This window comes from Methylobacterium sp. PvP105, from assembly GCF_017876975.1.
GTDB classification, from domain to species: Bacteria; Pseudomonadota; Alphaproteobacteria; order Rhizobiales; family Beijerinckiaceae; genus Methylobacterium; species Methylobacterium radiotolerans.
The window spans coordinates 1,881,700-1,907,765 of sequence record NZ_JAGIPA010000001.1; the positions used below are offsets into that span (position 1 = coordinate 1,881,700).

Sequence of the window (26,066 nt, forward strand, 5' to 3'; positions counted from 1 at the left end):
CCGTGCGCCGGAACACACCGCGCCCGTCATGGCGTGGCCCCAATGCGGGACCCATATCGCGGTGCACCCGCGGCCGGTACAGCCAGGATCGACCCCACGTGAGGACCTCGCGCGCCATGCTCGTCATCGCCCACAGATCGGCTCACCGGTGAGCCAAGGCAAGGTGCTGCGCGAGCCCGCGATCGCGCTGTCGAACATCGACCTCAGCCTCGGCCGAGGCGCCGCCCGCGTCCACGTCCTGCGCGGCATCTCGCTGACCGTCGACCGGGGCGAGGCGGTCGGCCTCGTCGGCCCGTCCGGCTCCGGCAAGTCGACGCTGCTGATGGTCATGGCCGGGCTGGAGCGGCCGGATTCCGGCGGCGTCGTCATCGAGGACACCGACCTCGTCCGGCTGGACGAGGACGCCCTCGCCCGGTTCCGCGGCCGGCGGATCGGCATCGTGTTCCAGGCCTTCCACCTCGTGCCGACCATGACGGCGCTGGAGAACGTGGCGCTGCCGCTGGAACTCGCCGACCGGCCCGGCGCCCTGGAGCGCGCCCGCGCCGAGCTGGAGGCGGTCGGCCTCGGCCACCGGCTGCACCATTACCCGGCGCAGCTCTCGGGCGGCGAGCAGCAGCGCGTCGCCATCGCCCGGGCGGTCGCCCCGGACCCGGCGATCCTGGTGGCCGACGAGCCCACCGGCAACCTCGACGAGGCCACCGGCCGCCAGATCGTCGACCTGCTGTTCCGGCTGAAGCGGGACCGCGGCGCGACGCTGGTGCTGGTCACCCACGACAACGGCCTCGCCCGCCTGTGCGACCGCACCGTGCGCCTGCGCTCGGGGCGGATCGAGGAGGCGGTGGCGGCCTGATGCACGGCACGATCGCCCGTCCCGACCCCGCGCCCCGCCGGATCCCGCTGACCCTGCGCCTCGCGCTGCGCGAGTTGCGGGCCGGGCTCAACGGCTTCGCGGTGTTCCTCGCCTGCATCGCGCTGGGCGTCATGGCCATCGCGGGGGTGGCCTCGATCTCGCGCTCGCTCTCGGACGGGCTCGGCCGGGAGGGCCGGCGCATCCTCGGCGGCGACCTCGCCTTCAACCTCATCAACCGCGAGGCGACCGACGCGGAGAAGCAGACCCTCGCGCGGGAGGGCCGCCTCGACGTGGTCGCCTCCCTGCGGGCCATGGCGGTGGCGCCGGGCGGCGACGCGGCCCTGGTCGAGCTGAAGGCCGTCGACCCCGCCACCTACCCGGCCGCGGGCGACCTCGCGACCGACCCGCCGGGCCGCCTCGCCGACCTGCTGGCGGAGCGCGACGGGGTGCCGGGGGCGCTCGCCGACCCGGCGCTGCTCACCCGCCTCGACGTCAAGGTCGGCGACCGGATCGCGCTCGCCGGGCACGCCGTGGCGATCCGCGGCACCATCGTGTCCGAGCCCGACAAGATCGCCGGCGGCATCGGCTTCGGGCCGCGGCTGATGGTCTCCGAACCGACGCTCCGCGCCACCGGCCTCGTCCAGCCCGGCAGCCTCAACCGCTGGAGCTACCGCCTCATCCTGCCGCCCGGCACGCCGGACGCCGATCTCGACGCCGCGCAGGCCCGGATCCGCGCCGCGACCCCGGAGGCCGGCTGGGAGATCCGCTCGCGGACCAACGCCGACCCGCGCTTCGCCAAGAGCATCGAGCGCTTCACCCAGTTTCTGACCCTGGTGGGGCTGACCGCGCTGATCGTCGGCGGCGTCGGGGTCGGCAACGCCGTCCACGCCTTCGTGGAGCGCAAGCGGCCCTCGATCGCGACCCTCAAGAGCGTCGGCGCGCCGGGCTCGCAGGTGGTCGCCCTCTACCTGACGCAGGTGATGCTCATCGCCGGCCTCGGCACCCTGATCGGCCTCGTCATCGGCGCGAGCCTGCCCTTCCTGCTCGACGCCCTGTTCGCCGCCGACCTGCCGCTGCCGCTGAACCCGACGCTCGCCCCGGGCGAGCTCGCGCTCGCCGCCGCCTACGGGCTGATCACCGCCTTCGCCTTCGCGATTACGCCGCTCGGCCGCGCCCACGACGTGCCGGTCTCCGGCCTGTTCCGCGACACGGTCGACCCGGCGCGCGTCAGCCCGCGCTGGCGCTACCGGATCTGGCTCGCCGCCAGCCTCGCGGCCCTGGTCGGCCTGTCGGTGGCGACCGCCTTCGACCGGCGCGTGGCGCTGATCTTCATCGCGGCCGCGGCCATCGCGTTCGGGCTGCTCCATCTGGTGGCGCTCGGGCTGATGGCGCTCGCCCGCCGCATGCCGCACCCGCGCTGGCCGGCGCCCCGGATGGCGCTCGCCAACCTCCACCGGCCCGGCGCGCTGACGCCGGCCATCGTGCTGTCGCTCGGCCTCGGCGTGACGCTCCTCGTGACGCTCAGCCTGATCGACGCCAACGTCCGCCGCACGATCAGCGCGACCCTGCCGGCGCGGGCGCCCAATCTCTTCTTCCTGGATATCCCCTCGCGGGACGCCGCCCAGTTCCGGGAGTTCCTGGCCCGCGCGGCCCCCAGCGGGAAGATCGAGGACGTGCCGATGATGCGCGGCCGGATCGTCGCCCTGAACGGCGTGCCGGCGAGCAAGATCCGGCCCCCGGAGGACGCCGCCTGGGTGCTCGACGGCGACCGGGGCATCACCTACGCCGACACGGTGCCGGACGGCTCCAGCCTCACCGAGGGTGCGTGGTGGAGCGCCGAGCAGGGCGCGAAGCCTCTGGTCTCCTTCGAGGCCGACCTCGCCCGCCAGCTCGGGCTGAAGCTCGGCGACACCGTGACGGTCAACGTGCTCGGCCGCGACCTCACCGCGACGATCTTCAACCTGCGCCGGGTGGAGTGGCGCAACCTCGGCATCAACTTCGTGATGGTGTTCTCGCCGGGCACCTTCCGCGGCGCGCCGCACTCGGACCTCGCCACGCTGACGCTGCCCGGCGGCACCGACGCGGCCGCCGAGAACCGCGTCCTGCGCGACGTCGCGAAGACCTTCCCGTCGGTGAGCGCCGTCCGGGTGAAGGACGCGCTGGACGCGATCGGGGACCTCGTCGGCCGGCTGGTCCTGGCGATCCGCGGGGCGAGCGCGGTCGCGGTCCTGGCGAGCCTGTTCGTGCTGGCGGGCGCCATCGCGGCCGGGCACCGGGCGCGGCTCTACGACGCCGTCGTGCTGAAGGTGCTGGGCGCGAGCCGGGCGCGGCTGCTCACCGCCTACGCCCTCGAATACGCCGCGCTGGGGCTCGCCACGGCCCTGTTCGGCCTGCTGGCCGGGTCGCTCGCCGGCTGGGTGATCGTCGCCAAGGTCATGCACCTCGACTTCCGCCTCGACCTCTCGGGCGCGCTGGTCGCGGCCGTGGCCGCCGTGGCGCTGGCGATCCTCCTCGGGCTCGCCGGCACGTGGCGGATCCTGGGGCAGAAGCCCGCGCCGTATCTCCGGCAGATCTGACGCGCGCCGGCGCGCGCGGGCCCGGCCTCGGTGCCGGACCCGAGGATCACCGCCGCGCGTCCGGAGCGCCGGCGCCGCGCGGAGCGCCGGCACGACGCGACAGGCCTCGCCGTCCAGCCGCGGGCCGGTCTTGCGGGCGCCGCAGCCGCTCCGTATCCGGCGAAGGCCGCGATCGGGGCCGCGATCGGGGCCGCGGAGCGCGATGGCGCGCGATGAACCGCGCCTCGTCCGTGTGCGCGGGACGCGGGCCCTCGATCGTCGCGGCGGACAGCGCCCGGTCGACGGCGGCCCGGTCGACGGCGGTCCGGCCGGGAGTCGGTGCCCTCGGTCCGCAGGGGAGGGGCGTCCCGCCGTCGGGCGCGGCGCTCACGGATCGTCGCGCTCGGCGGTCCGCGCGCAGTCCTCCGCCGATTCGGGGCCGACCAGGGCGAGGACCGCCTCGCCGAAACGCCTGCGCGCGCCCGGGTCGAGGCGGCGCAGGTGGGCCCCGACCAGCGTCAGCAGCCGCTCCGTCTCCCGCTCGACCGTCAGCCGGTCCGCAGGTCCGCGGCGCTCGGACTCGTAGAACGCCTCGACCGGCAAATCGAGGGACTGCGCAATCCTGTTCAGCGCGCGCGCGGCGGAGGATTCCGTCTTCCTGTCGGCAATCGTGCGGAGAAATTCGAGCCCGTTCTCATCCATGGCGGTCCCTCGAATCACTCGCGACGGAGGATAATTTCCCAACCGTGACAAGGGGTGCCCTGCTGAAGGAATATTCGCAAGTGAACTCTTTGTCATTCTGCAGCAAGATCGGTACGGAGCTGGACATTCGAGCTTCGGCCGGTCAGGGGGGGCGCCCAGAATGCGCATCAACGTCATCGACGGCACCGCGGAGAACGCCGACCGTCTCCGCGCGGCCCTCGACGCCTCGTGCGTCGTCGGAGCCTGGGAGTGGGACCACGTCCGCGGCGTGGTCGTCTACGACGCGGGCGCGGCCCGGCTGCTGACCGGCAATCCCGGCCTCGCCGACCGTCCGATCAACGGACCGATGGCCCTGGCCGCGGTGCACCCCGAGGACATGACGTGGCTGATGGACCACATGCTCCGGGCCGTCTGGTCCAGCGGTCTGGTCCTGGCCGAGTACCGCGTGTTCACGGCGGACGGCTCCGTGCGCTGGCTCCTGAGCCGCGGGCGGACCCACCGGAACGGGGACGGCCAGCCGCAGCGCTCGCACGGCATCCTGATGGACATCACGGAGATCCGCGACGGCGGCGACCGCTACGTGGTCGGCAAGCCCATGGCGGGCGGAGACCCGCTGGAGCGGGCGGCCGCCCTCGCCGTCGCGCTCAAGGAGACGCTCACCGACGACATGCCCGCCGAGGTGCGGGCCGCCGCAGACCTGATGCTGCTGGGTCTGGGCCGCACCCTCGCCCGCCGGATGACGCACTGAGCCGCCCCTCCGGACAAGCCAGCCTCCGCCAGATTCCGCGCGCCGGAGACCGGTTCTCGGCGGCCGCGGGTCGCCCGCGCAGGCTCGAACCCGCCGCGCCGCGGCGGTCCGCACCGGAGAAATCGGCACGCGCGCGGGCGCACGTGGCATAAGGAAGCCGTTAAGACTTCGCGCAGGGGCGTCGAAACGCCTGGATGGCGGCAACGGTCAGTCGAACAACCCGGCGACGGAGCGGAATGCATTTTAATCCCGGCCCGGATGGACAAAAATACATCAACCGGACACGGAAAAGCGGTCCCGGAACCGTGGCCGGGGACTTGTGTCGCGGCGGCGGGCGCAACATATTCCACAGCGAGGCGCCAGCCTGGCGCCAGAGGTCCTGCGTGGGCCTCGCCCGAACACCACGCTGAGAGAGCCTCCGCAAGGAAACTCCCATGGCATTCGAGAACAGCCCCTTCCGGTACGGCGCCCAGCAGCCGACCGGCTACGCCGGCACCCAGGTCGAGGTCGACCAGGGCCTGCGCACCTTCATGCTCGGCGTCTACAACAACATGGTCGTCGGGCTTGGCATCTCGGGTCTCGTCGCGCTCGGCCTGAACATGGCCTCCGTGGCGGCCTACCAGGGCACCCGCCCGATCCTGACCCCGTTCGGTCAGACCCTCTACCTCAGCCCGCTGAAGTGGGTCCTGATGCTCGCCCCGCTGGCGTTCATCTTCGTCTTCTCCATGCGGATGGACCGGATGTCGGCTTCCTCCGCGCGGACGATGTTCTGGGCCTTCGCGGCGGTGATGGGCGCCTCTCTGTCCTCGCTTCTCCTGGTGTTCACCGGGGGCAGCGTGGTGCAGGTGTTCTTCATCACGGCGGCGGCCTTCGGCTCGCTCAGCCTCTGGGGCTACACCACCCGGCGCAGCCTCTCCGGCATGGGCTCGTTCCTGATGATGGGCCTGATCGGCATCATCCTCGCGTCGCTGGTGAACATCTTCTTCGCCTCGTCGGCCCTCCAGTTCGCCATCTCGGTGCTGGGCGTGCTGATCTTCGCGGGGCTGACCGCCTACGACACCCAGAAGCTCAAGGAGATGTATCTCTACGGCGGCTTCGACGGCGAGATGGCGGCCAAGATGTCGGTGAACGGCGCCCTGACGCTCTATCTCGACTTCATCAACATGTTCCAGTTCCTGCTGAGCCTGATCGGCGACCGCCGCTGAGCCAGCCCGAACGGCGAGACGTGGAGACCCCGGCGGGCGACCGCCGGGGTCTCTTTTTGCCTGGCCCCCGCGCGCGGACGCGCTAGGCTCGGGCCATGCCCGCGATCTCCGGACTCTCCGCCTTCCCGATCACCCCGAGCGACGCCGACGGCCGCGTCGACGCCGGCGCGCTGCGCCGGCTGCTGGAGCCCCTGGCGGCCGCCGGGGTCGACTCGATCGGCCTGCTCGGCAGCACCGGGACCTACGCGTATCTGAGCCGGGAGGAGCGGCGCCGGGCGGTGACGATCGCCGCCGAGACCGTGGGCGGACGGGTGCCGCTCCTCGTCGGCATCGGCGCCCTGCGCACCGACGAGGCCGTCCGCCTCGCGCAGGACGCGCGGGCGGCCGGCGCGGATGCCGGGCTCCTCGCCCCCGTCTCCTACACGCCGCTCACCGAGGCCGAGGTCGAGGCGCATTTCGCCGCCGTGGCGGAGGCGGGCGGCCTGCCCCTCGTCCTCTACGACAACCCCGCGACCACGCATTTCCGCTTCACGCCGGCGCTGATCGGCCGGATCGCCCGCCGCCCCGGGATCGTGGCCGCCAAGTGCGCGGCGCCGGAGCCGGCGCAGGCCGCGTCCGGCGTCGCGGCCCTGCGGCAGGCCGTCCCGGCGGGGTTCCCCGTCGGCTTCAGCGGCGACTGGAACGTGACCGAGGCGCTGATCGCCGGCGGCGCGGCGTGGTTCAGCGTGGCGGGCGGGCTGTTCCCCCGGACCTGCTTGGCGATCGTCCGGGCCGTCGCGGCGGGCGAGGCGGAGCGGGCCCGCGCCCTCAACGCGGAGCTGGAGCCCCTCTGGACGCTGTTCCGGACGCATTCGAGCCTGCGGGTGGTCTACGCCCTGGCCGATCTCATGGGCCTGTGCCGCGCCGAGCCGCCGCGGCCGATCCGGCCCCTCGCGCCGGAGGCGGTGGCCGAGATCGCCGCGACGGTCCGGAGCCTGTCCCTGGCCTGAGCGGCCGCGTCGCGCCGGACGTTCCGGGCCCGCGCGTCACCCGGAGCCTGCCTGCGCGCGCGGTCAGACCGCCGTCGGCGCCGGCTCCAGCACGGCGAGCACCCGGGCGAGTTCGGTGCCGCGCTTCAGGATCTGGCCGCTCGCGGCGACGACCGCGTAGGCCCCCTGGCGACGGGCGAGCCGGGGATCCTTCTCGATCCGGTACAGCGGCATCTCGGAGGAGCGGCGGTAGATCGAGAACACCGCCTTGTCGCGGCGGAAATCGAGGGCGTAGTCGCGCCACTCGCCCGCGGCGACCTGCCGGCCGTAGAGATTGAAGATCGTGCGGAGCTCGTCCCGGTTGAAGGCGATCTGCGGAGGGGCCGCGCGGGCGGGGAAGGGAATGACATGGCCCGCCGCTTCGTCGGGCCTCGACCCGGCGCTCGTCCTCTCGGTCATCACGGCTCCCGTGCATCGATGCTTTGCCGGATGATGGGCCTCGCCGCCGCGGCCCGCAAGGGTCGCGGCCGGGGCGGCGGCAGACGTGTCCCGCGAGACACGCCCAAGCGACAAAAAACACGGTTTGGCCCGATTCACGCCTTTTGCAGGCCGCGTTGCAGCGCGACAACAGGCATCGAACCTCGCCGGGTTCTGCCCGGTCGGCGACCGACACCCAGCTCCCCAGCCATCGGTCGCCGCTCGGGATCCCAGGATCCGGCACTCCGAGGTTTCGAGACCCAAGACTTCAGGCCGCCCCTCGGGCGGCCTTTTTTCTGTTTCCCGTCGGGCCGGAGTTGCGGCTATGCCAGCCGCACCATGGGCCCGCCCGCCTTCGACGCCGCCTTCCTGCACGACCTCGACGCGCTGTTCGCGTGGCGCCGCGACGTGCGCCGCTTCCGGACGGATCCGGTCGACGAGGCCGCCCTGCGCGCCTGCCTCGCGGCGGCCCACCACGCCCCCTCGGTCGGCAACAGCCGGCCCTGGCGCTTCGTGCGCGTCGCGGATCCGGGACGGCGCCGGGCGGTCGCGGAGAACTTCGCCGGCTGCAACGCCGCCGCGGCCGCCGGCTACGCGGCGGACCGGGCCGCGCAGTACCGCGGGCTGAAGCTCGCCGGCCTGCGGGAGGCGCCGGTCCACCTGGCCGCCTTCTGCGACGCGGCCACCGAGACCGGCCTCGGCCTCGGCCGGGCCAGCATGCCCGAGACCCTGGCCTACTCGGTGGTGGGGGCGGTGCAGTGCTTCTGGCTCGCCGCCCGGGCCCGCGGCCTCGGCGTCGGCTGGGTCTCGATCCTGGAGCCGGAGGCGGTCACGGGGATCCTGGCCGTGCCGGAGACGTGGCGGCTCGTGGCCTATCTCTGCGTCGGGTACCCGGTGGAGGAGCATCTCGACCCGGAGCTGGAGCGCCACGGCTGGCAGCCGGAGGACCGGCGCGGCAGCGAGCTCCACGAGCGCTGAGACGCGCTCGGGCGCGCTCCGGCCCCCGCAGGGCGGCGGCCCGGCCGGCCGGCAACCGCCCGTACACCCTGGATCGTGGTTGCTCTTTTACCGTGGCCCGCGGATCCGCAGTATGACGCCGCATCAACCATAGCTTTTCTCGGAACGGTAAGCTCGGCCGGGGATTACTTGCCCGCGTCAAGTCTAGCTTTGCGAGGATCGCGGTGATGTCGGGTCGGGTGGCGGCTCTATTCGGTTTGGCCGGCGCGATGCTGGCCGGTTGTTTCCAGGCTGCGCAGGCGCGCGAGATCGTCCCCTTCGCGAACGGCGTCGCGCCGGGCTCGGTGGTGATCAGCGTGTCGCAGCGCAAGCTCTACTTGGTGAACGGCGACGGCACGGCGATCCGCTATCCCGTGGCGGTGGGCCGTCCCGGCAAGCAGTGGTTCGGCATCAAGCCGATCGACGGCAAGTACGTCGCCCCCGCCTGGTCACCCCCCGCGGAGGTGAAGCGCGACAACCCGCGCCTGCCGAACCTCATCGCGGGCGGCTCGCCGCACAATCCCATGGGGGCGGCGGCGATGACGCTCGCGGGCGGCGAGTACGCGATCCACGGCACCAACCGGCCGAGCTCGGTGGGCACCTACGCGTCCTACGGCTGCATCCGGATGTACAACCAGGACGTGGTCGACCTCTACGCGCGGGTCGATGTCGGCACGCAGGTCTACATGACCCACTGAGGCGGGCGGGCCTCACGCGGCCGGCGGAGCGGTCGCCTCGACGGCCGTGAAGGTCTCCAGGATCCGGTAGGTGTGCGCGGCGCCGGCCGGCACGCAGTAGGAGTCGCCCGGCGCGAGCGCCACGGTCTCGCCCTCCAGCACGAGCTCGGCCCGGCCGCTAACGACGTAGCCGACCGTCTCGTGCGCCGAGGTGGTCATCGGCTTGTCGGCGTTCGGCTCCTCGGCCCGCCACATGCGCATGCCGAGCCGCTCGCCGCGGGCGAGGGGGATCTCGCCGTGCGGTCCCGCGACCGCGCTTCGGGCCGATACTGTCGTCGCCATCTTGTCCTCCCTCGGGTGAACCTGCCCAACGGGGCCCGGCGCCCGACGTTCCGCGCCCGACAGCGCGACACGTTCGGCAAGCCCCGCGCCGGGGCGCCGCTTGACGGCCCGCGCCGCGCCCCGACAGGATGACGCACCGGTCCGAGAGGCGCCCGACAGAGGCGCGGGCCGGCACGGCGCCCGCGGGCCCGCCCGGGTCCGGCGCGTCGGCGGACGACCCGGATCGGGAGGGACGCGCCATGCAGATCAAGGCGGCGATCGACAGGATTCCCGGCGGCCTGATGCTGGTGCCGCTCCTGCTCGGAGCCCTGTGCAAGACCTTCGCGCCGGGCGCCCCGGCCTATTTCAAGGGCTTCACGCAGGGGATCATGACCGGCGTGATCCCGATCCTGGCGGTCTGGTTCTTCTGCATGGGCGCCTCGGTCAGCCTCAAGGCGACCGGCACGGTGCTGCGCAAGTCCGGCACGCTGGTGGCGACCAAGCTCGTGGCTGCCTGGGCGATCGTGCTGGTGGCCGGGCTGTTCATCCCGCCCGAGGGGATCCGGACCGGCTTCTTCGCCGGCCTGTCGATCCTGGCGATCGTCTGCGCGATGGATATGACCAATGGCGGCCTCTACGCCTCGCTGATGCAGACCTACGGCAGCCGCGAGGAGGCCGGCGCCTTCATCCTGACCTCGATCGAGTCCGGCCCGCTGATGAGCATGATCATCCTGGGGGCCTCCGGGGCGGCGCATTTCGAGCCGCAGATCTTCGTGGGCGCGGTGCTGCCCTTCCTCGTCGGCTTCGCCCTCGGCAACCTCGACCCGAAGCTCCGCGCCCTGTTCGCCCCGGGCGGCCAGCTGATGATCCCGTTCTTCGCCTTCGCGCTCGGGAACACGGTCGACCTCAACAACCTGCTCTCGCCGCTCGCGGGGCTCGGCATCGTGCTGGCGCTGGCGGTGATCGTCCTGACCGGCATCCCGCTGATCCTGGCCGACCGAGCGATCGGGGGCGGGACCGGCACGGCGGGGCTGGCGGCCTCCTCGACGGCCGGGGCCGCCGCCGCCAACCCGCTGGCGATCGCCGCCGTCGCCCCGCAATTCGCCCCGTCGGCGCAGACTGCCACCGTGCTGGTGACGATCTGCATCATCGTCACCTCGATCCTCGTGCCGATCCTGACCGGGCTCTGGTACCGGCGGTTCGGGGCGGGCGTCGCGGAGGCCCGGGCCGAGGACGAGGCCGGCGCGCCGCTGGCGGTCCCGGCCGAGTAGGCATCCCGCGACAGGTCCCTCAGAAGTCGACCGCGAGGCCCTTCACCTCCCAGTCGTCGTAGCGGACCGGCTCCAGGCCGCCGCGCCCCTGGCGCTCGGGCTTGGCGCCGATCTCGGCGGCCCGGGCGTCGATCGCCGCGCGGCGCTCGGCGGCCTCGGCCAGGGCGCGCTGGGCCGCCGGGCTGAGGATACGGGGCGGCGCGGCGCCGTCTCCGGCCTCCTCGGTCGGGTTCTGTCGGTGCGGGTCTCGTGCGGTCGGCTCTTGCATCGCGCTCGCTCGGGTGTGAGGGCGTGGGTCCGGAAGACGTCGGATCTGGAGCAGAAGTGGCATCGCGGGACACAGGCCGCAACACGCGGAACGCAGCGGCACCGGGCGGAACCGGTCCGGACATCGCGGGACTGGCTGCGCGCCGCGCGGCGATGCAGGCGGTCGCGTCCCTGATCGGCCAGGAGCGCCCCCCCGCCCTCGACGACGCCCTCGCCCAGGCGATCCGCGCCGAGGCGCTGGCGCCGGCCGATGCCGGGCTGGCGCGGGCCATCGCGGTGGCGACCTTCCGCCGCTACGGGCTGATCCGGGCAGCCCTGGCCGCGCGGCTCGAGCGCGGGCTCCCCGCGGCCAAGCCGCAGCTCACGGCCCTGCTCGCCACCGCGACCGCCCAGATCCTCGACCTCGCGGTCCCCGACCACGCCGCCGTCGACCTCGCCGTGCGGCTCGCCAAGGCGGATACCCGCACGGCCCATCTCGCCGGGCTCGTCAACGCCGTCCTGCGCCGGGTCGCCCGCGAGCGGGACGCGATCCTGGCCGCGGACGCCGACGCCCTGGCGGTCAACACCCCGGACTGGCTCGCCCGCCGATGGGTCGCGGCCTACGGGCCCGAGCGCGCGGCCGCGATCGCCCGCGCCCATCTCGCGGGGGCCGCCATCGACCTGACCCCGCGGGGCGACGCCGGCGACTGGGCCGCGCGGCTCGGCGCCGCGACCCTGCCGACCGGCTCCCTGCGCCTGCCGGAGAACGGCCCGGCCATCCCCGACCTGCCGGGCTTCCAGGAGGGGGCGTGGTGGGTCCAGGACGCCGCCGCGGCGCTGCCGGCCCGCCTCCTGGGCCCCCGGGAAGGCACCCGCGTCCTCGACCTCTGCGCGGCGCCCGGTGGCAAGACCCTGCAGCTCGCCGCCACCGGCGCCCGGGTCACCGCGGTCGACCGGTCCGCGCCGCGGCTGGAGCGCCTGCGCGAGAACGTCGCGCGGCTCGGCTTCGCCGTCGACGTCGTGGTCGCCGACGCCCTCGCCCTGGAGCCGCAGGACCACGACGCGGTGCTGCTCGACGCGCCGTGCTCGGCCACCGGGACGATCCGGCGCCATCCCGACGTCGCCTGGACGAAGGCGGAAGCCGATATCGGCCGGCTCGCCGCGCTCCAGGCCAGGCTCCTCGACCACGCGGCCGCGCTGGTGCGGCCGGGCGGCCTCCTCGTCTACTGCACCTGCTCGCTGGAGCCGGAGGAGGGCGAGGCGCAGGTGGCGGCCTTCCTGGCCCGCGAGCCCCGCTACGCGCGCGTCCCGGTCCGGCCCGACGAGGTCGGCGGCGCCGCGGCGCTGATCGACGACCACGGCGACCTGCGGACCCTGCCGTGCCACCTGCCGGAGATCCCCGGCGCCCGCGGCGGCCTCGACGGCTTCTTCGCGAGCCGCCTCCGGCGGGCGGACTGACCGGGCGCGCGCGCCGGGTTTCTCTGGGGGCGGACCGGGGGTCGCACCCGAGCCCGGAACCCAGACCCGCACCGTGCCCCCTCTCCCGTGCGGGAGAGGGCTGGGGTGAGGGACAAGACGTTTCCGGATCGGGCGGACCATCACCGCGCGTCCGCGTCGAGCCACGTCCGGACAGACCTGATCCCTCACCCTGTCCCTCTCCCGCACGGGAGAGGGGACCCGCGCCTGACTCTCGCGCGTCGACACGTCCAACTGCGCCCCGAGCCTTGACAATGTTCCTATTTTGTGCTTCCTGACCGCACCTGTCCGCGGCGTTTCGGGAGCGATCCCGGGGCGTCCTTCGGGGGCCTGCCCGGTGGCTGACCGGTCGGGTCCGGGGACGGGGCGGCGCCCGCGTCGGTGGCTCTCAGCCGCCATCGCCCCGGGCGGCGGACCGGTGCGGGGCGTGCCTCGGACGCGGGCGTGAGACCGGGCGGCACTCTGCCCGGCGGGGGAGGAAATGCCCCCGCGCCGACCCGCCTCTGGGCCGACCCTGAGCGACCTGCGGACCCGCCCACGACGAGGCGGGGGACGGCTGGAAGGCCACGGCGCCGATGCGGGTTCCGGGGGTTGCGGGCACGGCGTGCGCGCACCTCGCCCGAGACCGCTAACGGGGAGTCGCAGGACCGGGACGTCGGAGACGCCGCGACGAGAAAGACGGCAGCGGCCGGGGGAGAGGCCCGGCCGGTGCCGCGGGGCGCCGCGGGGATCGGATCCCGCGCGTACTTGGCCGACACCTGGGTTCCCGCGGCGTCCCGCGTCCCTCGTGCGGTCTCCCGGGCCATGCCCCCGGCGCCCAGGCGCGCGCGGGGACGATCACGCGCGTCCGCAAGCCGGCGGGTTCTCGCCGCCGAATCGGCGCCTGAGCGGCACCCGGCGGCAGCGGGCGCGGCGGCCCGCGCCGTCCCGCGACCCCTGGAAAGTTGACGGCGGCCCGGCGGACTGCCATCCGCCGGTCCGACACGTCCGCCCGCTTGTCGTCCCCGCCCGCGCCCCTCTCGAGTCCATTGACCCCATGACCGACCTGATCGAGACGATCCGCCGGACGCTCGTGCCGATCCACAAGGAGGGCTACCCCTTCATCCTGATCGGCATCGTGCTGACGGTGCTGGCGGGCTACTTCTCCCAGTTCTTCGGCTGGATCTTCCTGATCCTGACCCTCTGGGTCTGCTACTTCTTCCGCGATCCGGAGCGCGTCACCCCGGTGGCCGACGGGCTCGTGATCTCGCCCGCCGACGGCCGCGTGAACCTCATCGCCACCGTGCTGCCGCCGCCCGAGCTCGACCTGCCGCAGGTGCCGACCCTGCGGGTCTCGGTGTTCATGAACGTGTTCGACTGCCACGTGAACCGTGTGCCGGTGGCCGGCCGGATCGGCCAGATCCACTACACGCCGGGCCTGTTCCTGAACGCCGAGCTCGACAAGGCCAGCGACGACAACGAGCGCAACGGCATGGTCATCGAGACGACCCATGCGGGCCAGCCGAAGCGGGTCGGCGTGGTGCAGATCGCCGGCCTCGTGGCCCGGCGCATCGTCGGCTTCGTCTCGGCGGGCGACGTGCTCGGCGTCGGCGAGCGGTTCGGCCTGATCCGCTTCGGCTCGCGGGTGGACGTCTATCTGCCGGCCGGCTCGACCGTGCTGGTCGGCCTCGGCCAGAAGGCGGTGGCCGGCGAGACGGTGCTGGCCGATCTCGGCGGCGGCCCGGAGCGGCTGTTCAAGCGGATCTGAGGCGGCCATGGACGATCTCTTCCCGCCCTTCGCGCCCGACCCGAACGAGCCGCGGCCGCGCCGGTTCAAGCCGGTGCCGTTCCGGATGATCGCGCCCAACATGATCACCCTGATGGCGCTCTGCCTCGGGCTGACGGCGATCCGGCTGGCCTTCGAGGGCAAGTTCGAGCCCGCCGTCATCGCCGTGGTGGTGGCCGGCGTGCTGGACGGGATCGACGGGCGGGTGGCGCGGCTGCTCAAGGGGACGTCGCGCTTCGGCGCGGAGCTCGACTCGCTCGCCGACTTCGTCAATTTCGGCTGCGCCCCGGCGCTCATCCTCTACGGCTTCGTGCTGTTCCACCTGAAGTCGGTGGGCTGGATCGTGGCGCTGATCTTCGCCATCGCCATGGCGCTGCGCCTCGCCCGCTTCAACGCGATGCTGGACGACCCGAACCGGCCGGAATGGAAGAAGGACTTCTTCGTCGGCATGCCGGCCCCGGCGGGGGCGCTCACCGCGATGCTGCCGCTCTACCTGCACTTCCTGGGCTTCGGCATCGAGACCTGGGCGGCGCCGGCGGTCCTGATCTACGTGCTGTGCATCGCCCTGCTGGTCGTCTCCACGGTCCCGACCTACTCGGGCAAGACCATGGGCAAGCGGGTGCCGCGCAGCCTCGTCCTGCCGATCTTCCTGTTCGGCGTCGCGGCCTTCGGCATCCTGATCAGCTACCCGTTCGAGGCGCTGGTGGCGGTGAGCGGCGGCTACCTGCTGACCATCCCGGTGGTCGCCGCCCAGTACCGCCGCCGGCTCAAGGCGGAGCTGGCCGCCCCGGCCGGGGAACGGTCGGCCGCCGGCGCCGAGGCGCAGCCCGAGAGCGCCGCGGAGGCGCGGGCCGCGGCGGTGAAGCCGGACTAGGCACTGGCCGTCGCGGGATGATCCCCTACCTTGGCGGCGTTCGGCGAGGGGGATTCGGCGATGCTCGAGGAATTCAAGAAGTTCGCGCTGCGCGGGAATGTGGTCGATCTCGCGGTCGGCGTGATCATCGGCGCGGCCTTCGGGGCCATCGTCAATTCGGCGGTCCAGGACATCTTCATGCCGGTGATCGGCGCGATCACGGGCGGGCTCGATTTCTCGAACTACTACATCCCGCTGTCGTCGAAGGTGCAGGCCGGCCTGCCCTACGTGGACGCGAAGAAGCAGGGCGCCGTCATCGGTTACGGCCAGTTCCTGACCCTGACGCTGAACTTCGCGATCGTCGCCTTCGTGCTGTTCCTCGTCATCCGGGCGATGAACCGTCTCCAGCTTGCCGAGACCAAGAAGCCCGACGAGGTGCCGGCCGACGTGAAGCTCCTCTCCGAGATCCGCGACATCCTGGCGACGAAGCCGCGCGTCTGACGGCTCGGTCGACGGCTCAGTCCGCGCGCGTGTCGTCGTCCCGCGGCTTCACCCCGAAGGCGTCGAGGATCTGGTCGAGGGCCTGACCGACGGCGCCGGTGCCCTCCTCGTGGGTCTTGAGGCGGGTCTCGAGCCGGCGGATCTGGGGCTCGAACTCGTCCGGCACCGGGTCGTCGCCGAGGAAGCGCGGCTTGTCGGACCCGACCGGCAGGACGCTGCGCAGCTGCTGGCCGAGATGGTCGCGCACCGGTTCCGGCAGGGTGGATTTCGGATCGGTGGGAGTGTCGCTCATGGTCGCCTCACGGGTCGAACCGTCATCAACGGCCGGACGGATGAAGCGTTGCGCCGGCGGCCGCGGCTGCGGGAATGCCCCCGGAGCCGGGCTCCGGGGGCGTTAGGGCCGGTGCGAGACCGGCCCAGGGTCTCAGTCGATGACCTCGACGATGCGGTGGCCGCGGTCGACCAGCACCGGGCGGTCGTTCACCACGGTGTAGCGGTAGCCCGGCTGCACGCGGTACTCGCTCGGCACGTCGTAGTAGGTCACGCCCGAGGCCGGCAGGGTGGTGCCGACGGCGACGCGACCGTCGTAGTCGTAGGAGCGGACGTTGCGCTCGCGGACGTAGCTGCGGAAGCGCGGGGCCATGTCGACGCCGAGGATGCCGCCCACCGTGCCGGTGGCCGCACCGACCGCGCCGCCGACGATGCCGCCGATCGGGCCGGCCGCATCGGCACCGGCCGCCGCGCCGCGCTCGGCGCCCGGGATGGTGCCCTGGGCCTGGGCCGCCAGCGGCAGCGAGAGGGCGAGGGCCGAGGCGGCGATGAGGGTCTTGAAGGTCATGCGATGCATCTCCGTTCCGTGGTGTCTCGCCGCGCTGGCGCAGCGAAGCTCGGGCCGGTAACGCCCGATCCCCGGAATCGGATGCATCTTTTTTTGTGGACTTCCGGCCCGGTTCGGGCCGGGCGCCTACGCGTCCTTCGGCATCGCCGACTGGATGAACCGGTCGGAGCCGAGGTCCTCCTCGTCGTAGCCCAGGAGCTCGGCGAGTCGGCCGCGGGCGCGGCTGACGCGGCTCTTCACGGTGCCGACCTTGCAGCCCATGATGGTCGCGGCCTCCTCGTAGGAGACGCCCTCGGCACCGACCAGCACCAGCGCCTCGCGCTGGTCCGGCGGCAGCTTCGCGAGCGCCGATTGCAGGTCCTCGACGTCGAGCCGGTCGCCCTGGTGCGGGGCGGTGGCGAGCCGGGCCGCGTAGGATCCGTCCTGATCCTCGACCTCGCGGACCCGCTTGCGATGGTCCGAGTAGAAGATGTTGCGCAGGATCGTGAACAGCCACGCGTTCAGGTTGGTGCCCGGCTGGAAGCGCGCGCGGTGCTGCCAGCCCTTCAGCAGGGTGTCCTGCACGAGGTCGTCCGAGCGGGCCGGGTTCGAGGTCAGCGACAGCGCGAAGGCGCGCAGCGACGGCACGGCCGCGAGCAGACCGTTGCGGAATTCCGGCTCGATCGCCTCGCCGCGGGCACGCAGGGCCGCCTCGAGCTTCTCGATCAACTCGGCGAAGCGGGACGGCATCGTCTCCTCGCCGATCCGCTCGTAGACCGTGCGCAGGTGCTCACCGAGATGCGTGCGGATGCCGGGCGCCAGGTTCGGGCGGCCATCCCGAGTCCCGTCCTCCTGGGACAGGACGGTGTCGGTGTCGTCGCGGGTCATGCGTATCGCGCTCGTCAACTCATCGTGGCTCGACCTGTGGTCCGGAGCGGGTCGAGGTGGGGCGCTTGCCGGCTCGACCCGGTGCGGAAGTCCGGCCGATGCGCTCCTGTTACCGGAGTTCTAGCGCATCGGGCGCGGGCATGCACCCTCAGGCAAAACACACTTAAGCTAAGTTGCTCGGTCTCAACAGCCGGATCGCCCCGTCGCGCAGGGTCAGGACGTCGCCGCGGGCGAGATCGGTCCAGCACTCGTCCCGGGTCAGCGCCTGCGTGGCGATGACCGTCACCACGTCGTGCTCGGTGGTCTCCTGGGCGAAATCCACCTGCCAGTCCTCGTCGATCAGGGTGGCCTTCCCGAAGGGCGCGCAGCGGGTGAGATAGCAGAGGCGCTTGCCGCAATGGGCGTAGAGGGTGCGGCTGTCGGTGAGCAGCATGTTGAACACGCCGAGCGCGTGCAGCTCGCCCGCGAGGTCGGCCACCGCCCGGTCGAGGGTCTCGGGCCGGGGCAGGGCGCGGAACCGGGCCTGGAGCCGGCCGAGCATCCAGCAGAAGGCGTGCTCGCTGTCGGTGGACCCGATCGGCATGAAGCCGCCCAGCGGCAGCCGCTTCACGCCCTTGAGCTGGCCGTTGTGCGCGAAGGTCCAGCGGCGGCCCCACAATTCCCGGGAGAACGGGTGGGTGTTCTCCAGGCTGACCCGGCCGCGATTGGCCTTGCGGACATGGGCGACGACGATCCGGCTCTTGATCGGCATGTCGCGCAGGAGCCGGGCGAGCTGCGAGCGGGCGCTCGGCTCCGGCTCGTGGAAGCTGCGGCAGGTGCGGCCGTCGTAGAAGCTGATGCCCCAGCCGTCGGCGTGGGGCCCGGTCTCGCCGCCGCGCCGGGCGAGCCCCGCGAAGGAGAAGCGGATGTCGGTCGGCACGTTGGCGCTCATGCCGAGCAGTTCGCACATCGTCTTGCAGCCGGGCCATGCGGGGAAGCGGCGACGTTTAGGAGCGTTCGGCCGCCCCGACAACGGCTTTCGCGCGGGTCAGCGGGCGAGATAGTCGGTCAGCGTCATGCCGACCATGATGGCGACCCAGAAGAAGCCGAGTCCCGAGAACAGCCGGATCAGCGGCGGCTCGTGGATCACCTCCATGGAGACGAGGAGGATCAGCGCCACCATCACGGCGACGACGGCGAGCTCGACGATCCAGACCTGCGCGAAGGGGAGGGTGGCGCCGAGGGTGACGTTGACGGCGAGAAGGGCCAGCAGCGCCAGGAAGGTGAGGACGGGCGTGCGCAGGCGCTTCCGGAGCAGGGCGCGCTCGTCGGCGCTCAGGGTCGCGAGGGGGTTCCGCATCCTACCGGTTCACCACGTAGAGGATCGGGAAGGCTAGGATCCAGACGAGGTCGATGAAGTGCCAGTAGAGACCGTAGACCTCGATCCAGTTCTGGTGCCGAGCGAGGAAACCGGCCTTGGCGGCCAGCCAGGTCATGCCGAGCAGGAGTGCGATGCCGGTGAACAGGTGCAGCGCGTGCAGCAGCGTCGCGACGTAGTAGAGGTTCACGAACAGCCGTGCCGCCGGCGTCTCGGCGAGCGCGAAGGGCCGGTCGGAGAGGAACGGCATCATGTGCTCGGCCCAGTCGGCGTAGTACTCGTAGCCCTTGAGCACGAGGAACAGGCCGCCGAGCGCCGCGGTCGCCAGCATCGCCCGCACCATGGCGCGCTGCCAGCCCATCCGCGAGAACTCGATCGCCATCGACATGGTCAGGCTGGAGCAGATCAGCACCACGGTGTTGGTGGCGCCGATCCAGAACTTGAGGTGCTTGGCCGCCGCGATGGTCGCCTCGGGGTGCTGGATCCGGGTGATCAGCGCCACCAGGAACAGGGCCGAGAACAGCAGGAGCTCGGTGATCAGCCACGCCCAGATGCCGAGCGTCGCCGCCGCGCGCTGCTGCGCGACGGTCTCGAAATGGTGGGCGCGGGTGACCCCGACGCCGTCGGCCAGGGGCGCGCTCATCCGTGCTGGTCCCGGGATTCCTGGGCCTGGATCGGATAGTCGTAGGGGATGCGCGGCACCTCCGGCGGCGACAGGAAATTGTGTGTCGGCGGCGGGGAGGCGGTCTCCCACTCGAGTCCCTTCGCGTTCCACGGATTGGCGGGCGCCTTCCGCCCGAACCACAGGGAATAGACGAGGTAGAGCATCGGGAAGATGTAGCCCGCCGCCAGGATCGTAGCGCCCGCCGAGGACAGAACGTTCAGGAGCTGGAACTCGGCCGGATAGGTCGCGTAGCGTCGCGGCATCCCCAGATAGCCCAGGATGAACTGCGGGAAGAAGGTCACGTTGAAGCCGATGAAGATCAGCAGCGCCGAGACCCGGCCCCAGGGCTCGCTGTACATCCGGCCGGTGAATTTCGGCCACCAGAAGTGCAGGCCGCCCAGGAACGCCAGCACCGTGCCGCCGACCATGATGTAGTGGAAATGCGCGACCACGAAGTAGGTCGCGTGGATGTGCTGGTTGATGGCGAGCGTCGCGAGGTAGAGGCCGGTGAGGCCGCCGAGCACGAACAGGCCGATATAGCCCATCGCGTAGAGCATCGGCGTGTCGAGCCGCAGGGCTCCCTTATGGATCGTGGCGGTCCAGTTGTAGACCTTCACGGCCGAGGGCACCGCCACCGCGAAGGACAGGGCGGAGAAGACCAGCGAGGCCAAGTCGCTCTGGCCGTTGACGAACATGTGGTGGCCCCAGACGAAGAAGGTCACGGAGGCCAGCCCGATCGACGCGTAGGCGACGAAGCGGTAGCCGAACAGCTTCTTCTGCGCGAAGGCCGGGACGATCTCGGAGATCACTCCCATGCCGGGCAGGACCATGATGTACACGGCCGGGTGCGAGTAGAACCAGAACAGGTGCTGGAACAGCACCGGGTCGCCGCCATAGGCCGGGTCGAACACGCCGATGTGGAAGGCGCGCTCCGCGATCAGCAGGATCAGCGCGGTGGTGATGACGGGCGTCGCCAGCAGGAAGATCAGGCTCGTGGCGTAGTGCGCCCAGACGAAGATCGGCAGCTTGAACCACGTCATGCCGGGCGCCCGCATGGTGTGGATCGTGACCACGAAGTTGAGCCCCGTCAGGATCGACGAGAAGCCCACGATGGTCACGCCGATCAGCGCCGGCAGCACCCAGGTGTTCGAGAAGGCCGTCGAGAGCGGGGCGTAGAAGGTCCAGCCGGTATCGACACCGCCCAGCACCACCGAGACCAGGGTGAACAGGGCGCCCGCCATGAACACGTACCAGCTCGTCAGGTTGAGCTTCGGGAAGGCGAGGTCCCTGGCCCCGATCATCAAGGGGATCAGGAAGTTGCCGAAGGTCGCGGGGATCGACGGGATCAGGAAGAACCAGACCATCACCACCCCGTGGATGGTGAAGGCCTTGTTGTAGGTGTCGTTGGTCATGATCGCGCCGTTGGGCACGATCAGCGCGAGGCGCACCACGCCGGCCGCCAGGGCGCCGATCACGAAGAAGCCGGTGATCGAGGCGAGGTAGAGGAGCGCGATGCGCTTGTGGTCGGTGGTGAGGAACCACGAGCGCAGAGTCGATTCCGCGTGCAGGTAGTCGGCCTTGCGCCCGATCGTGGATTCCGGGGCGTGGGGTTCCCGGCGGGCGGTGCCGCCGATGCTGCCCGATGCGCTCATCGTGTCGCTCCCGGCGGCGTCGCGTCCGCGGCCTTGCCGGAGGCCGGGCCCGCATAGGATTTCAGGAAATCGATCAGCGTGCCGAGTTCGTCCGCCGGGATCCGGCCGGCGAAGCTCGGCATGACCTGCTTGCCCCCGCCGGCGAGCCGGTCGCCGTTCGGGTTCAGGATCTTCTCGCGCAGCCATCCGTCATCGGCCGTGACGGTGCGGCCGTCGGCGAGCGTCACTTGGCTGCCGTAGAGGCCGGCGAGGCTCGGCGCCTTCACGGGGGAGCCGGGCTCGTGGCAGCCGGCGCAGCCATAGGCCTCGTAGAGGGCGCGACCGGCCGCGACCTTGCCCTGCTGCGCGCCCGCGTGGGTCAGCCAGTCCTGGTAGTCGCCGGGGTTCATGAAGGTGACCTCGCCGCCCATCACGGAATGGTCGGTGCCGCAATATTCCGAGCAGTAGAGGTGGTAGGTGCCAACCTTGTCGGCCTTGAACCACAGGTCGGTATAGCGGTCGGGCAGGGCCGCCACCTGCATCCGCACGGCCGGCAGGTAGAGGGCGTGGATCACGTCCTGGCTGATGATATGCAGGCGGATCGGCTGGCCGATCGGCAGGTGCAGGTTGTTGATCTCGGACTGGCCCGTCGGGTGCTGGAACTTCCACATCCACTGCCGGCCGATCGCCTCGACCACCATGGCGTCGGGGGGCGGGTTCTTCGACTGGATGAACAGCCGCGCGCCCCAGACGAAGAAGATCAGCGTCAGCAGGAACGGGATCAGCATCCAGCTGATCTCGATGAGGTTCGAGCGGATGCCCGAGGGGCTCCGGTCCGCCTCGGAGCCCTCGCGGTAGCGCAGGGCGAAGTAGGTGATCGCCACGAAGACCGGCACGGTCAGCAGCAGCGTCAGGACCGTGAAGGCCAGGATGAGCAGGTCGGTCTCGCTCGCGGTGGCGGAGACCGCGGCGGGCCAGAGCTGGAGGGAATCGTGGCTCGGCGTCATCGCGCAGCGGGCTCCGCCGGTTCGAGGGAGCGGCCGACGGTCAGGTCCATGGCCCGCCCGATCGGGATGCGGGCGCGGGTGCGGGCCTCGTCCCGGTAACCGTAGCCGGAGAGGTGCGCCGCGGCCGCCGCCCGCTCGCGGTCGAGATCGGCGTAAGGGTCGGCCTGCAGGTTCGGCGGCGGCGGCTCAAGCCGCGTCGTCTGCTGCGGCGTCAGGGCAGGGAGCGCCCGCCGCTGGCTCGCCGCGAAGGTGCTCATCAGCCAGACCATCGTGCCGACGACCGCCAGCGCCGTCAGCGCGAGGCCCGCCATCACCAGCACGGTGTTGCGGACGTTGACGTCGCTGGTCTCGTGCCCGGGATCGTCGGGATCGCGCTGGGAATTGGCCGCCGGGCGCGGCGGCCGCCCGTTCAGGAGGCCGGTGCCGCGCAGGGTCAGCCCCGCCAGGATCGCCGGGATCAGGCCGGTGGGTCCGTCCGCGCTCACGCCGGCCTCCCGGCGCGGCGGGCGTCGGAGGCTGCCCGATCGGCGCGCGGACGTATCAGCGGGCGCAGCGCGGCCGCGAGGCAGGCCACGGCGCCGGCGGCCAGCACGTCGCTCGGCCGGAGGACGAAGCGGTCGCGCACCGCCGGGGTGATCAGCCAGAACATCTCCAGGGCGTGGACGGCGAGCGCCCCGCCGGCCAGGATCCGGGTGGTCGGGCGCCCGGGCCGGAGGGTCGCGAGGCCGGCCAGCACCACCACCGCGCCGGCCACGATCGCCAGCGCCCGCCCGACCCAGCCGCCGCGGGCGAAGTACCACGCCACCTCGGGCGGCAGATTGGCCGACCAGACGATCAGGAACTGCACGAAGTGCAGGTAGGCCCAGAGGCCGAGGAGCACCACGAGGGGCACCAGCCGGCCTCGTCCGGGAGCCGTGCGGCCGCGGCCCACGGGCTCCGGCTCCTCCCAGGCCAGCAGGATCGCCGCCGCGAAGGCGAGGCCGCTCCACGCCGTCATCACCAGGAGGCCCAGGAGGGTCGAGTCGAGCCGCGGATCCAGGGAGGCGACGACGTCGGTGACGAACAGCGTGCCGACGACCGCGTGCAGCCCCACCGCCGGCACGGTCCGCCCCTCGCCGGGCGCGTCGAACGGCTTGGCGAAGCGCAGCGCCAGCCAGATCCAGGCCGCGAGGTAGACGATCACCCGGACCGCGAAGAACGGCACCGTGAACCACAGGGCGGCCAGGGGCGTTCGCGCCGGGGCGCTCACCCAGGGATAGAGCAGGGGCGCGGCGGCCAGGAGCGGCAGCGCCAGCACGGCCGCGACCGGCATCAGCGCCGTCAGCCGGCGCAGACCCGCCAGCATCTCGATGCCGCCGCGCGCGCGGACCCGCTCGCCGAAGCGCTCGGCGACGATGACCACCGGCAGGGCACCGACCGGCAGGGCGAGGAGGACCAGCCACGCCGCGAGATACGAGGCCGCGGCTCCGCGCCATCCGCCCGCGGTCAGGCAGACGGCCAGGAGGACGAGGCCGGCGAGGCCGAGCAGGGCGGGGCGCCTCACGGCGTCGCCTCCAGCCGCGCGCGATCCTCCGCCGGCAGGCTCGCCACCGGGGCGTCCTGGCTGAGCTGGAGGGCGCGGACATAGGCGACGATCGCCCAGCGGTCGGCGGAGGGGATCATCTGGGCCATGCCGAACATCGCCTTCCGGCCGTTCGAGATCGCGTCGTAGAGCTCGGACGCGGAGGCCGCGCGCACGGGCCCGGCGGTGAGGTCGCCGGCGTGCGGGAAGCCCCGGGCCACGATCATCCCGGCGCCGCGGCCGTCCTGCCCGTGGCAGGGTGTGCAGAACACACCGTAGCGTTCGCGGCCCTGGTCGAGCAGCGCCCGGCTGATCGTCTGCGGCTGGGGCGCCGCGCGGGCCGGATCGCTCCGCGGCACGGTGCCGGCCACCGGCTGGCGCATGGTGATCTCGCGGGGAAAGAACGGGTTCCTGTCCCAGGTCTTGGCCCGGGCCTGATCGGCCATGTCGGCCTCGCCGCAGGCCGCGAGGGGCGCGAGAGCCAGGCAGGCGAGGAGGGCGCGCCTCATCGCGGGATCCGCCGGATCTCGAGGGGGCGGCCGGCCTCGGCCGGCAGGGACGCGAGCCGCCGCTCGATCCGGCCCGCGTCGAACCGGTCGCCGCGCGCCTCCGCGGAGAGGAAGAACCGGTCCTCCGAGGCCCGCAGGAAGCCCGGGATGTTGAAGGCCGGGTGGTTCAGGCGGGGCAGGCGGTTAAGCACGAGGAGCGCGAGGTGGATCGCCACGCAGCCCGCCATCATCGCGAAGGAGACGCTCGGGACCACGAAGGAGGGCCAGGACAGGCGCGGGCGTCCGCCGATCAGGAACACGTAGTCGTAGGCCGTGGCGTAGACGCACATGGCGAAGAAGCCGAAGCCGCCGAGCAGGGCGCCGCCGAGGGCGTAGGGCAGGATCGAGCGCCCCTCCAGGCCCAGGGGCCGCAGGGTGCGGGGCATCGGCACCGGGCCGTGCCCGTCGAGATGGACCTGATCCGGGCCGAGCCCGGAAACCGCCTGGAGGGCGGCCGCGAGGTCGCCCTGGCTCGCGAAGGTCGCCGACACGCCCCACAGGGGCGCGGTGACCGGGTTCTCCTCCGGGCGGCCCGTGGCCCGGGACGCGGCCGCGCGGGCGGCCTCCTGGGCGGCCGGCGACACCGTCAGGGCGAGGCGGCGGCTCTCGACGATCGAGACGGCCGGCAGGTAGCGCAGGAACAGGAGCAGCAGGGTCAGGAACAGCCCGATCGAGCCCGCGAAGGTGGCGATGCCCCAGACGTCGGTCGTGTAGGGCAGCCTTGAGGAGGGCAGGAAGTCCTGGGTCAGGGTGACGACCAGGACCATGACGTGGTCGGCGTAGGCGCCGATGGCCACGAGGAGGCCGACCGTCGCAAGCGCCAGCGGCGCCGTGCGGGCCCGGGCCGACCACAGGATCTGGGCGGGTAGGACGAGGCACAGGACCGCCGTCCAGGACACGAGGGCGTGGTCGCCGGTCATGCGCCGGACCAGGACGCCGCGCCCCTCGGCGTCGCCGTTGAGGAACGTGTCGAAGTACTCGGCCGCGTAGCAGTAGGCGCTGGCGCAGCCGAGGCAGAGCAGCAGCCGCCCGAGCACGTCGAGGTGGCGGTCGGTCACCAGGGCTTCGAGGCCGTAGACGCGGCGGATCAGCATCACGATCACCGCCGTGACGCCGACGCCGGAATAGACCGCGTTGACCAGGAAGCTCACCGGCAGCAGCGTGCTGTGCCAGCCGGGCATCAGCGAGCCCGCCAGCATCACCGAGGCCCCGGTCTGGACCGAGACAACCAGCAGCACGCCGAGCAGCGCCACCGTCCGGTAGGCCTGGACCCAGATCTGCCAGTGGGCCGCCGAGCCGCGCCAGCCCGAGGCGAGGATGCCGTAGACCTGCGCGCGCAGGACGGCGAGCTTCCGGGTCGGCGCCTTCGTCTCCAACTGGCGCATCGCCTCCAGGTGCGCCCGGTCGCGCAGCGTCGCGAGGTCCGGCAGCAGGCCGATGAACCAGAGGCTCACGCAGATCACCAGGAAGGACACGATGTCGATCGCGTCCCAGAGGAGCGGCGAGCGGAACTGCGGCCAGAGATCGTAGGTGTTGGGGTAGGGCAGGTTCCAGAAGAAGAACCAAGGCCGCCCGAGATGGATGATCGGGTAGAGCCCGGCGGCCGCCGTGGCCAGCAGCGCCAGGGTCTCGGCGACGCGGTTCACCGCCCCGCGCCACTCCGCGCCGAGGAGGAGCAGGATCGCCGAGACCAGCAGGCTGCCGGACGCGACGCCGATCCACCAGTCGTAGCTCGCGATGTCGAGCGCCCAGACGACGGCGTTGTTGTTCGCCCAGATGCCGGGGCCGGCGTAGAGCAGGTAGCCGAGGGTGAGGAGGAACAGGCCGAGGAGCGTGGCCGCCCCCGCGAAGGCGATCCACCAGCGCCGGTTGCCCGGATGGGTCAGCGGGATCGCCGTGACCGCGCCGCCGATCCCCTGGAGGGTCTCGTCGGGCCGGATCAGGGATCCGGGCTGCGTGCCGCCGGAGAGGGCGCCGGACAT

28 protein-coding genes are annotated in these 26,066 nt (G+C 72.4%); 12 read left to right on the forward strand and 16 right to left on the reverse strand.

Annotated elements, in window-relative coordinates:
• The first annotated feature begins 148 nt into the window (after positions 1 to 148).
• A complete protein-coding gene (locus J3A75_RS09020; RefSeq protein ID WP_245337818.1) occupies positions 149 to 850 on the forward strand; it encodes an ABC transporter ATP-binding protein in 702 nt (233 codons plus the stop codon).
• Positions 850 to 3,426: an ABC transporter permease gene (locus J3A75_RS09025; RefSeq protein WP_209650027.1), complete on the forward strand. Its 2,577-nt coding sequence runs from the start codon at positions 850 to 852 to the stop codon at positions 3,424 to 3,426. The genes J3A75_RS09020 and J3A75_RS09025 overlap by 1 nt, the downstream gene beginning before the upstream one ends.
• Positions 3,427 to 3,792: 366 nt before the next feature.
• Here J3A75_RS09025 and J3A75_RS09030 read toward each other — a convergent pair whose 3' ends face one another.
• Positions 3,793 to 4,107 carry a hypothetical protein gene (locus tag J3A75_RS09030; RefSeq protein ID WP_012318019.1) on the reverse strand — a complete coding sequence of 105 codons (315 nt, stop codon included), beginning with the start codon at positions 4,105 to 4,107 and terminating at the stop codon, positions 3,793 to 3,795.
• Positions 4,108 to 4,267: 160 nt separating this feature from the next.
• On the opposite strand from J3A75_RS09030, the gene J3A75_RS09035 reads away from it, so the two are divergent.
• From J3A75_RS09035 to J3A75_RS09045, 3 genes are all read left to right on the forward strand, one after another.
• A complete protein-coding gene (locus J3A75_RS09035; protein WP_029360557.1) occupies positions 4,268 to 4,855 on the forward strand; it encodes a PAS domain-containing protein in 588 nt (195 codons plus the stop codon).
• A 434-nt stretch (positions 4,856 to 5,289) separates the two neighbouring features.
• Positions 5,290 to 6,060, forward strand: a complete 771-nt coding sequence (locus tag J3A75_RS09040) for a Bax inhibitor-1/YccA family protein (RefSeq protein ID WP_012318021.1) — start codon at positions 5,290 to 5,292, stop codon at positions 6,058 to 6,060.
• A gap of 95 nt (positions 6,061 to 6,155) precedes the next feature.
• Positions 6,156 to 7,049, forward strand: coding sequence for a dihydrodipicolinate synthase family protein (locus J3A75_RS09045; protein WP_058608276.1), 894 nt, complete (start codon positions 6,156 to 6,158; stop codon positions 7,047 to 7,049).
• A gap of 63 nt (positions 7,050 to 7,112) precedes the next feature.
• Here the strand turns inward: J3A75_RS09045 and J3A75_RS09050 are convergent, their stop codons facing one another.
• Entirely contained in the window at positions 7,113 to 7,487 is a 375-nt protein-coding gene (locus J3A75_RS09050; RefSeq protein ID WP_012318023.1) for a DUF2794 domain-containing protein, read from the reverse strand.
• A gap of 357 nt (positions 7,488 to 7,844) precedes the next feature.
• On the opposite strand from J3A75_RS09050, the gene bluB reads away from it, so the two are divergent.
• Both bluB and J3A75_RS09060 read left to right on the forward strand, forming a co-directional pair.
• On the forward strand, positions 7,845 to 8,483 hold the full coding sequence (gene bluB, locus J3A75_RS09055) for a 5,6-dimethylbenzimidazole synthase (protein ID WP_024830835.1): 639 nt from the start codon (positions 7,845 to 7,847) through the stop codon (positions 8,481 to 8,483).
• A 206-nt stretch (positions 8,484 to 8,689) separates the two neighbouring features.
• Positions 8,690 to 9,199, forward strand: coding sequence for a L,D-transpeptidase (locus J3A75_RS09060; RefSeq protein ID WP_012318025.1), 510 nt, complete (start codon positions 8,690 to 8,692; stop codon positions 9,197 to 9,199).
• A gap of 12 nt (positions 9,200 to 9,211) precedes the next feature.
• Here J3A75_RS09060 and J3A75_RS09065 read toward each other — a convergent pair whose 3' ends face one another.
• Positions 9,212 to 9,520 carry a cupin domain-containing protein gene (locus tag J3A75_RS09065; RefSeq protein ID WP_012318026.1) on the reverse strand — a complete coding sequence of 103 codons (309 nt, stop codon included), beginning with the start codon at positions 9,518 to 9,520 and terminating at the stop codon, positions 9,212 to 9,214.
• Positions 9,521 to 9,759: 239 nt separating this feature from the next.
• Here J3A75_RS09065 and J3A75_RS09070 point away from each other — a divergent pair, with 239 nt between their 5' ends.
• Positions 9,760 to 10,770 carry a 2-keto-3-deoxygluconate permease gene (locus J3A75_RS09070; RefSeq protein WP_024830833.1) on the forward strand — a complete coding sequence of 337 codons (1,011 nt, stop codon included), beginning with the start codon at positions 9,760 to 9,762 and terminating at the stop codon, positions 10,768 to 10,770.
• Positions 10,771 to 10,789: 19 nt separating this feature from the next.
• On the opposite strand, the gene J3A75_RS09075 is transcribed toward J3A75_RS09070, so the two are convergent.
• On the reverse strand, positions 10,790 to 11,038 hold the full coding sequence (locus J3A75_RS09075; protein WP_245364346.1) for a DUF1674 domain-containing protein: 249 nt from the start codon (positions 11,036 to 11,038) through the stop codon (positions 10,790 to 10,792).
• Positions 11,039 to 11,094: 56 nt separating this feature from the next.
• Between J3A75_RS09075 and J3A75_RS09080 the strand changes: the two genes are divergently transcribed.
• From J3A75_RS09080 to mscL, 4 genes are all read left to right on the forward strand, one after another.
• Positions 11,095 to 12,474, forward strand: coding sequence for an RsmB/NOP family class I SAM-dependent RNA methyltransferase (locus tag J3A75_RS09080; RefSeq protein ID WP_209650029.1), 1,380 nt, complete (start codon positions 11,095 to 11,097; stop codon positions 12,472 to 12,474).
• 1,054 nt (positions 12,475 to 13,528) lie between these two features.
• Entirely contained in the window at positions 13,529 to 14,239 is a 711-nt protein-coding gene (locus J3A75_RS09085) for a phosphatidylserine decarboxylase (RefSeq protein ID WP_012318030.1), read from the forward strand.
• A gap of 7 nt (positions 14,240 to 14,246) precedes the next feature.
• Positions 14,247 to 15,131, forward strand: a complete 885-nt coding sequence (locus J3A75_RS09090; RefSeq protein ID WP_059408720.1) for a CDP-alcohol phosphatidyltransferase family protein — start codon at positions 14,247 to 14,249, stop codon at positions 15,129 to 15,131.
• 60 nt (positions 15,132 to 15,191) lie between these two features.
• Positions 15,192 to 15,611: a large conductance mechanosensitive channel protein MscL gene (gene mscL / locus J3A75_RS09095; RefSeq protein ID WP_024830829.1), complete on the forward strand. Its 420-nt coding sequence runs from the start codon at positions 15,192 to 15,194 to the stop codon at positions 15,609 to 15,611.
• Between the two features lie 16 nt (positions 15,612 to 15,627).
• Here mscL and J3A75_RS09100 read toward each other — a convergent pair whose 3' ends face one another.
• From J3A75_RS09100 to J3A75_RS09155, 12 genes are all read right to left on the reverse strand, one after another.
• Positions 15,628 to 15,903, reverse strand: a complete 276-nt coding sequence (locus J3A75_RS09100) for a hypothetical protein (RefSeq protein ID WP_012318033.1) — start codon at positions 15,901 to 15,903, stop codon at positions 15,628 to 15,630.
• 132 nt (positions 15,904 to 16,035) lie between these two features.
• Positions 16,036 to 16,449 (reverse strand): DUF1236 domain-containing protein, encoded by a 414-nt coding sequence (locus J3A75_RS09105; RefSeq protein ID WP_012318034.1) that lies wholly within the window; start codon positions 16,447 to 16,449, stop codon positions 16,036 to 16,038.
• 126 nt (positions 16,450 to 16,575) lie between these two features.
• Complete coding sequence (locus J3A75_RS09110) at positions 16,576 to 17,316, reverse strand: NepR family anti-sigma factor (protein WP_012318035.1); 741 nt, start codon at positions 17,314 to 17,316, stop codon at positions 16,576 to 16,578.
• Between the two features lie 163 nt (positions 17,317 to 17,479).
• A complete protein-coding gene (locus J3A75_RS09115; protein WP_012318036.1) occupies positions 17,480 to 18,265 on the reverse strand; it encodes a class II glutamine amidotransferase in 786 nt (261 codons plus the stop codon).
• A gap of 78 nt (positions 18,266 to 18,343) precedes the next feature.
• Positions 18,344 to 18,655, reverse strand: a complete 312-nt coding sequence (locus J3A75_RS09120) for a hypothetical protein (protein WP_043073268.1) — start codon at positions 18,653 to 18,655, stop codon at positions 18,344 to 18,346.
• Between the two features lies 1 nt (position 18,656).
• Positions 18,657 to 19,316 (reverse strand): cytochrome c oxidase subunit 3, encoded by a 660-nt coding sequence (locus J3A75_RS09125; RefSeq protein ID WP_209650031.1) that lies wholly within the window; start codon positions 19,314 to 19,316, stop codon positions 18,657 to 18,659.
• Positions 19,313 to 20,989 (reverse strand): cbb3-type cytochrome c oxidase subunit I, encoded by a 1,677-nt coding sequence (locus tag J3A75_RS09130; RefSeq protein ID WP_024830827.1) that lies wholly within the window; start codon positions 20,987 to 20,989, stop codon positions 19,313 to 19,315. The genes J3A75_RS09125 and J3A75_RS09130 overlap by 4 nt, the downstream gene beginning before the upstream one ends.
• On the reverse strand, positions 20,986 to 21,975 hold the full coding sequence (coxB, locus tag J3A75_RS09135; protein WP_012318040.1) for a cytochrome c oxidase subunit II: 990 nt from the start codon (positions 21,973 to 21,975) through the stop codon (positions 20,986 to 20,988). Before coxB ends, J3A75_RS09130 begins: the two co-directional genes overlap by 4 nt.
• Positions 21,972 to 22,460, reverse strand: a complete 489-nt coding sequence (locus J3A75_RS09140) for a hypothetical protein (protein ID WP_209650039.1) — start codon at positions 22,458 to 22,460, stop codon at positions 21,972 to 21,974. The genes coxB and J3A75_RS09140 overlap by 4 nt, the downstream gene beginning before the upstream one ends.
• Complete coding sequence (locus tag J3A75_RS09145) at positions 22,457 to 23,518, reverse strand: hypothetical protein (protein WP_209650041.1); 1,062 nt, start codon at positions 23,516 to 23,518, stop codon at positions 22,457 to 22,459. Before J3A75_RS09145 ends, J3A75_RS09140 begins: the two co-directional genes overlap by 4 nt.
• Positions 23,515 to 24,045 (reverse strand): c-type cytochrome, encoded by a 531-nt coding sequence (locus J3A75_RS09150; RefSeq protein WP_012318043.1) that lies wholly within the window; start codon positions 24,043 to 24,045, stop codon positions 23,515 to 23,517. The genes J3A75_RS09145 and J3A75_RS09150 overlap by 4 nt, the downstream gene beginning before the upstream one ends.
• Positions 24,042 to 26,066, reverse strand: coding sequence for a DUF3341 domain-containing protein (locus J3A75_RS09155; protein ID WP_063111403.1), 2,025 nt, complete (start codon positions 26,064 to 26,066; stop codon positions 24,042 to 24,044). Before J3A75_RS09155 ends, J3A75_RS09150 begins: the two co-directional genes overlap by 4 nt.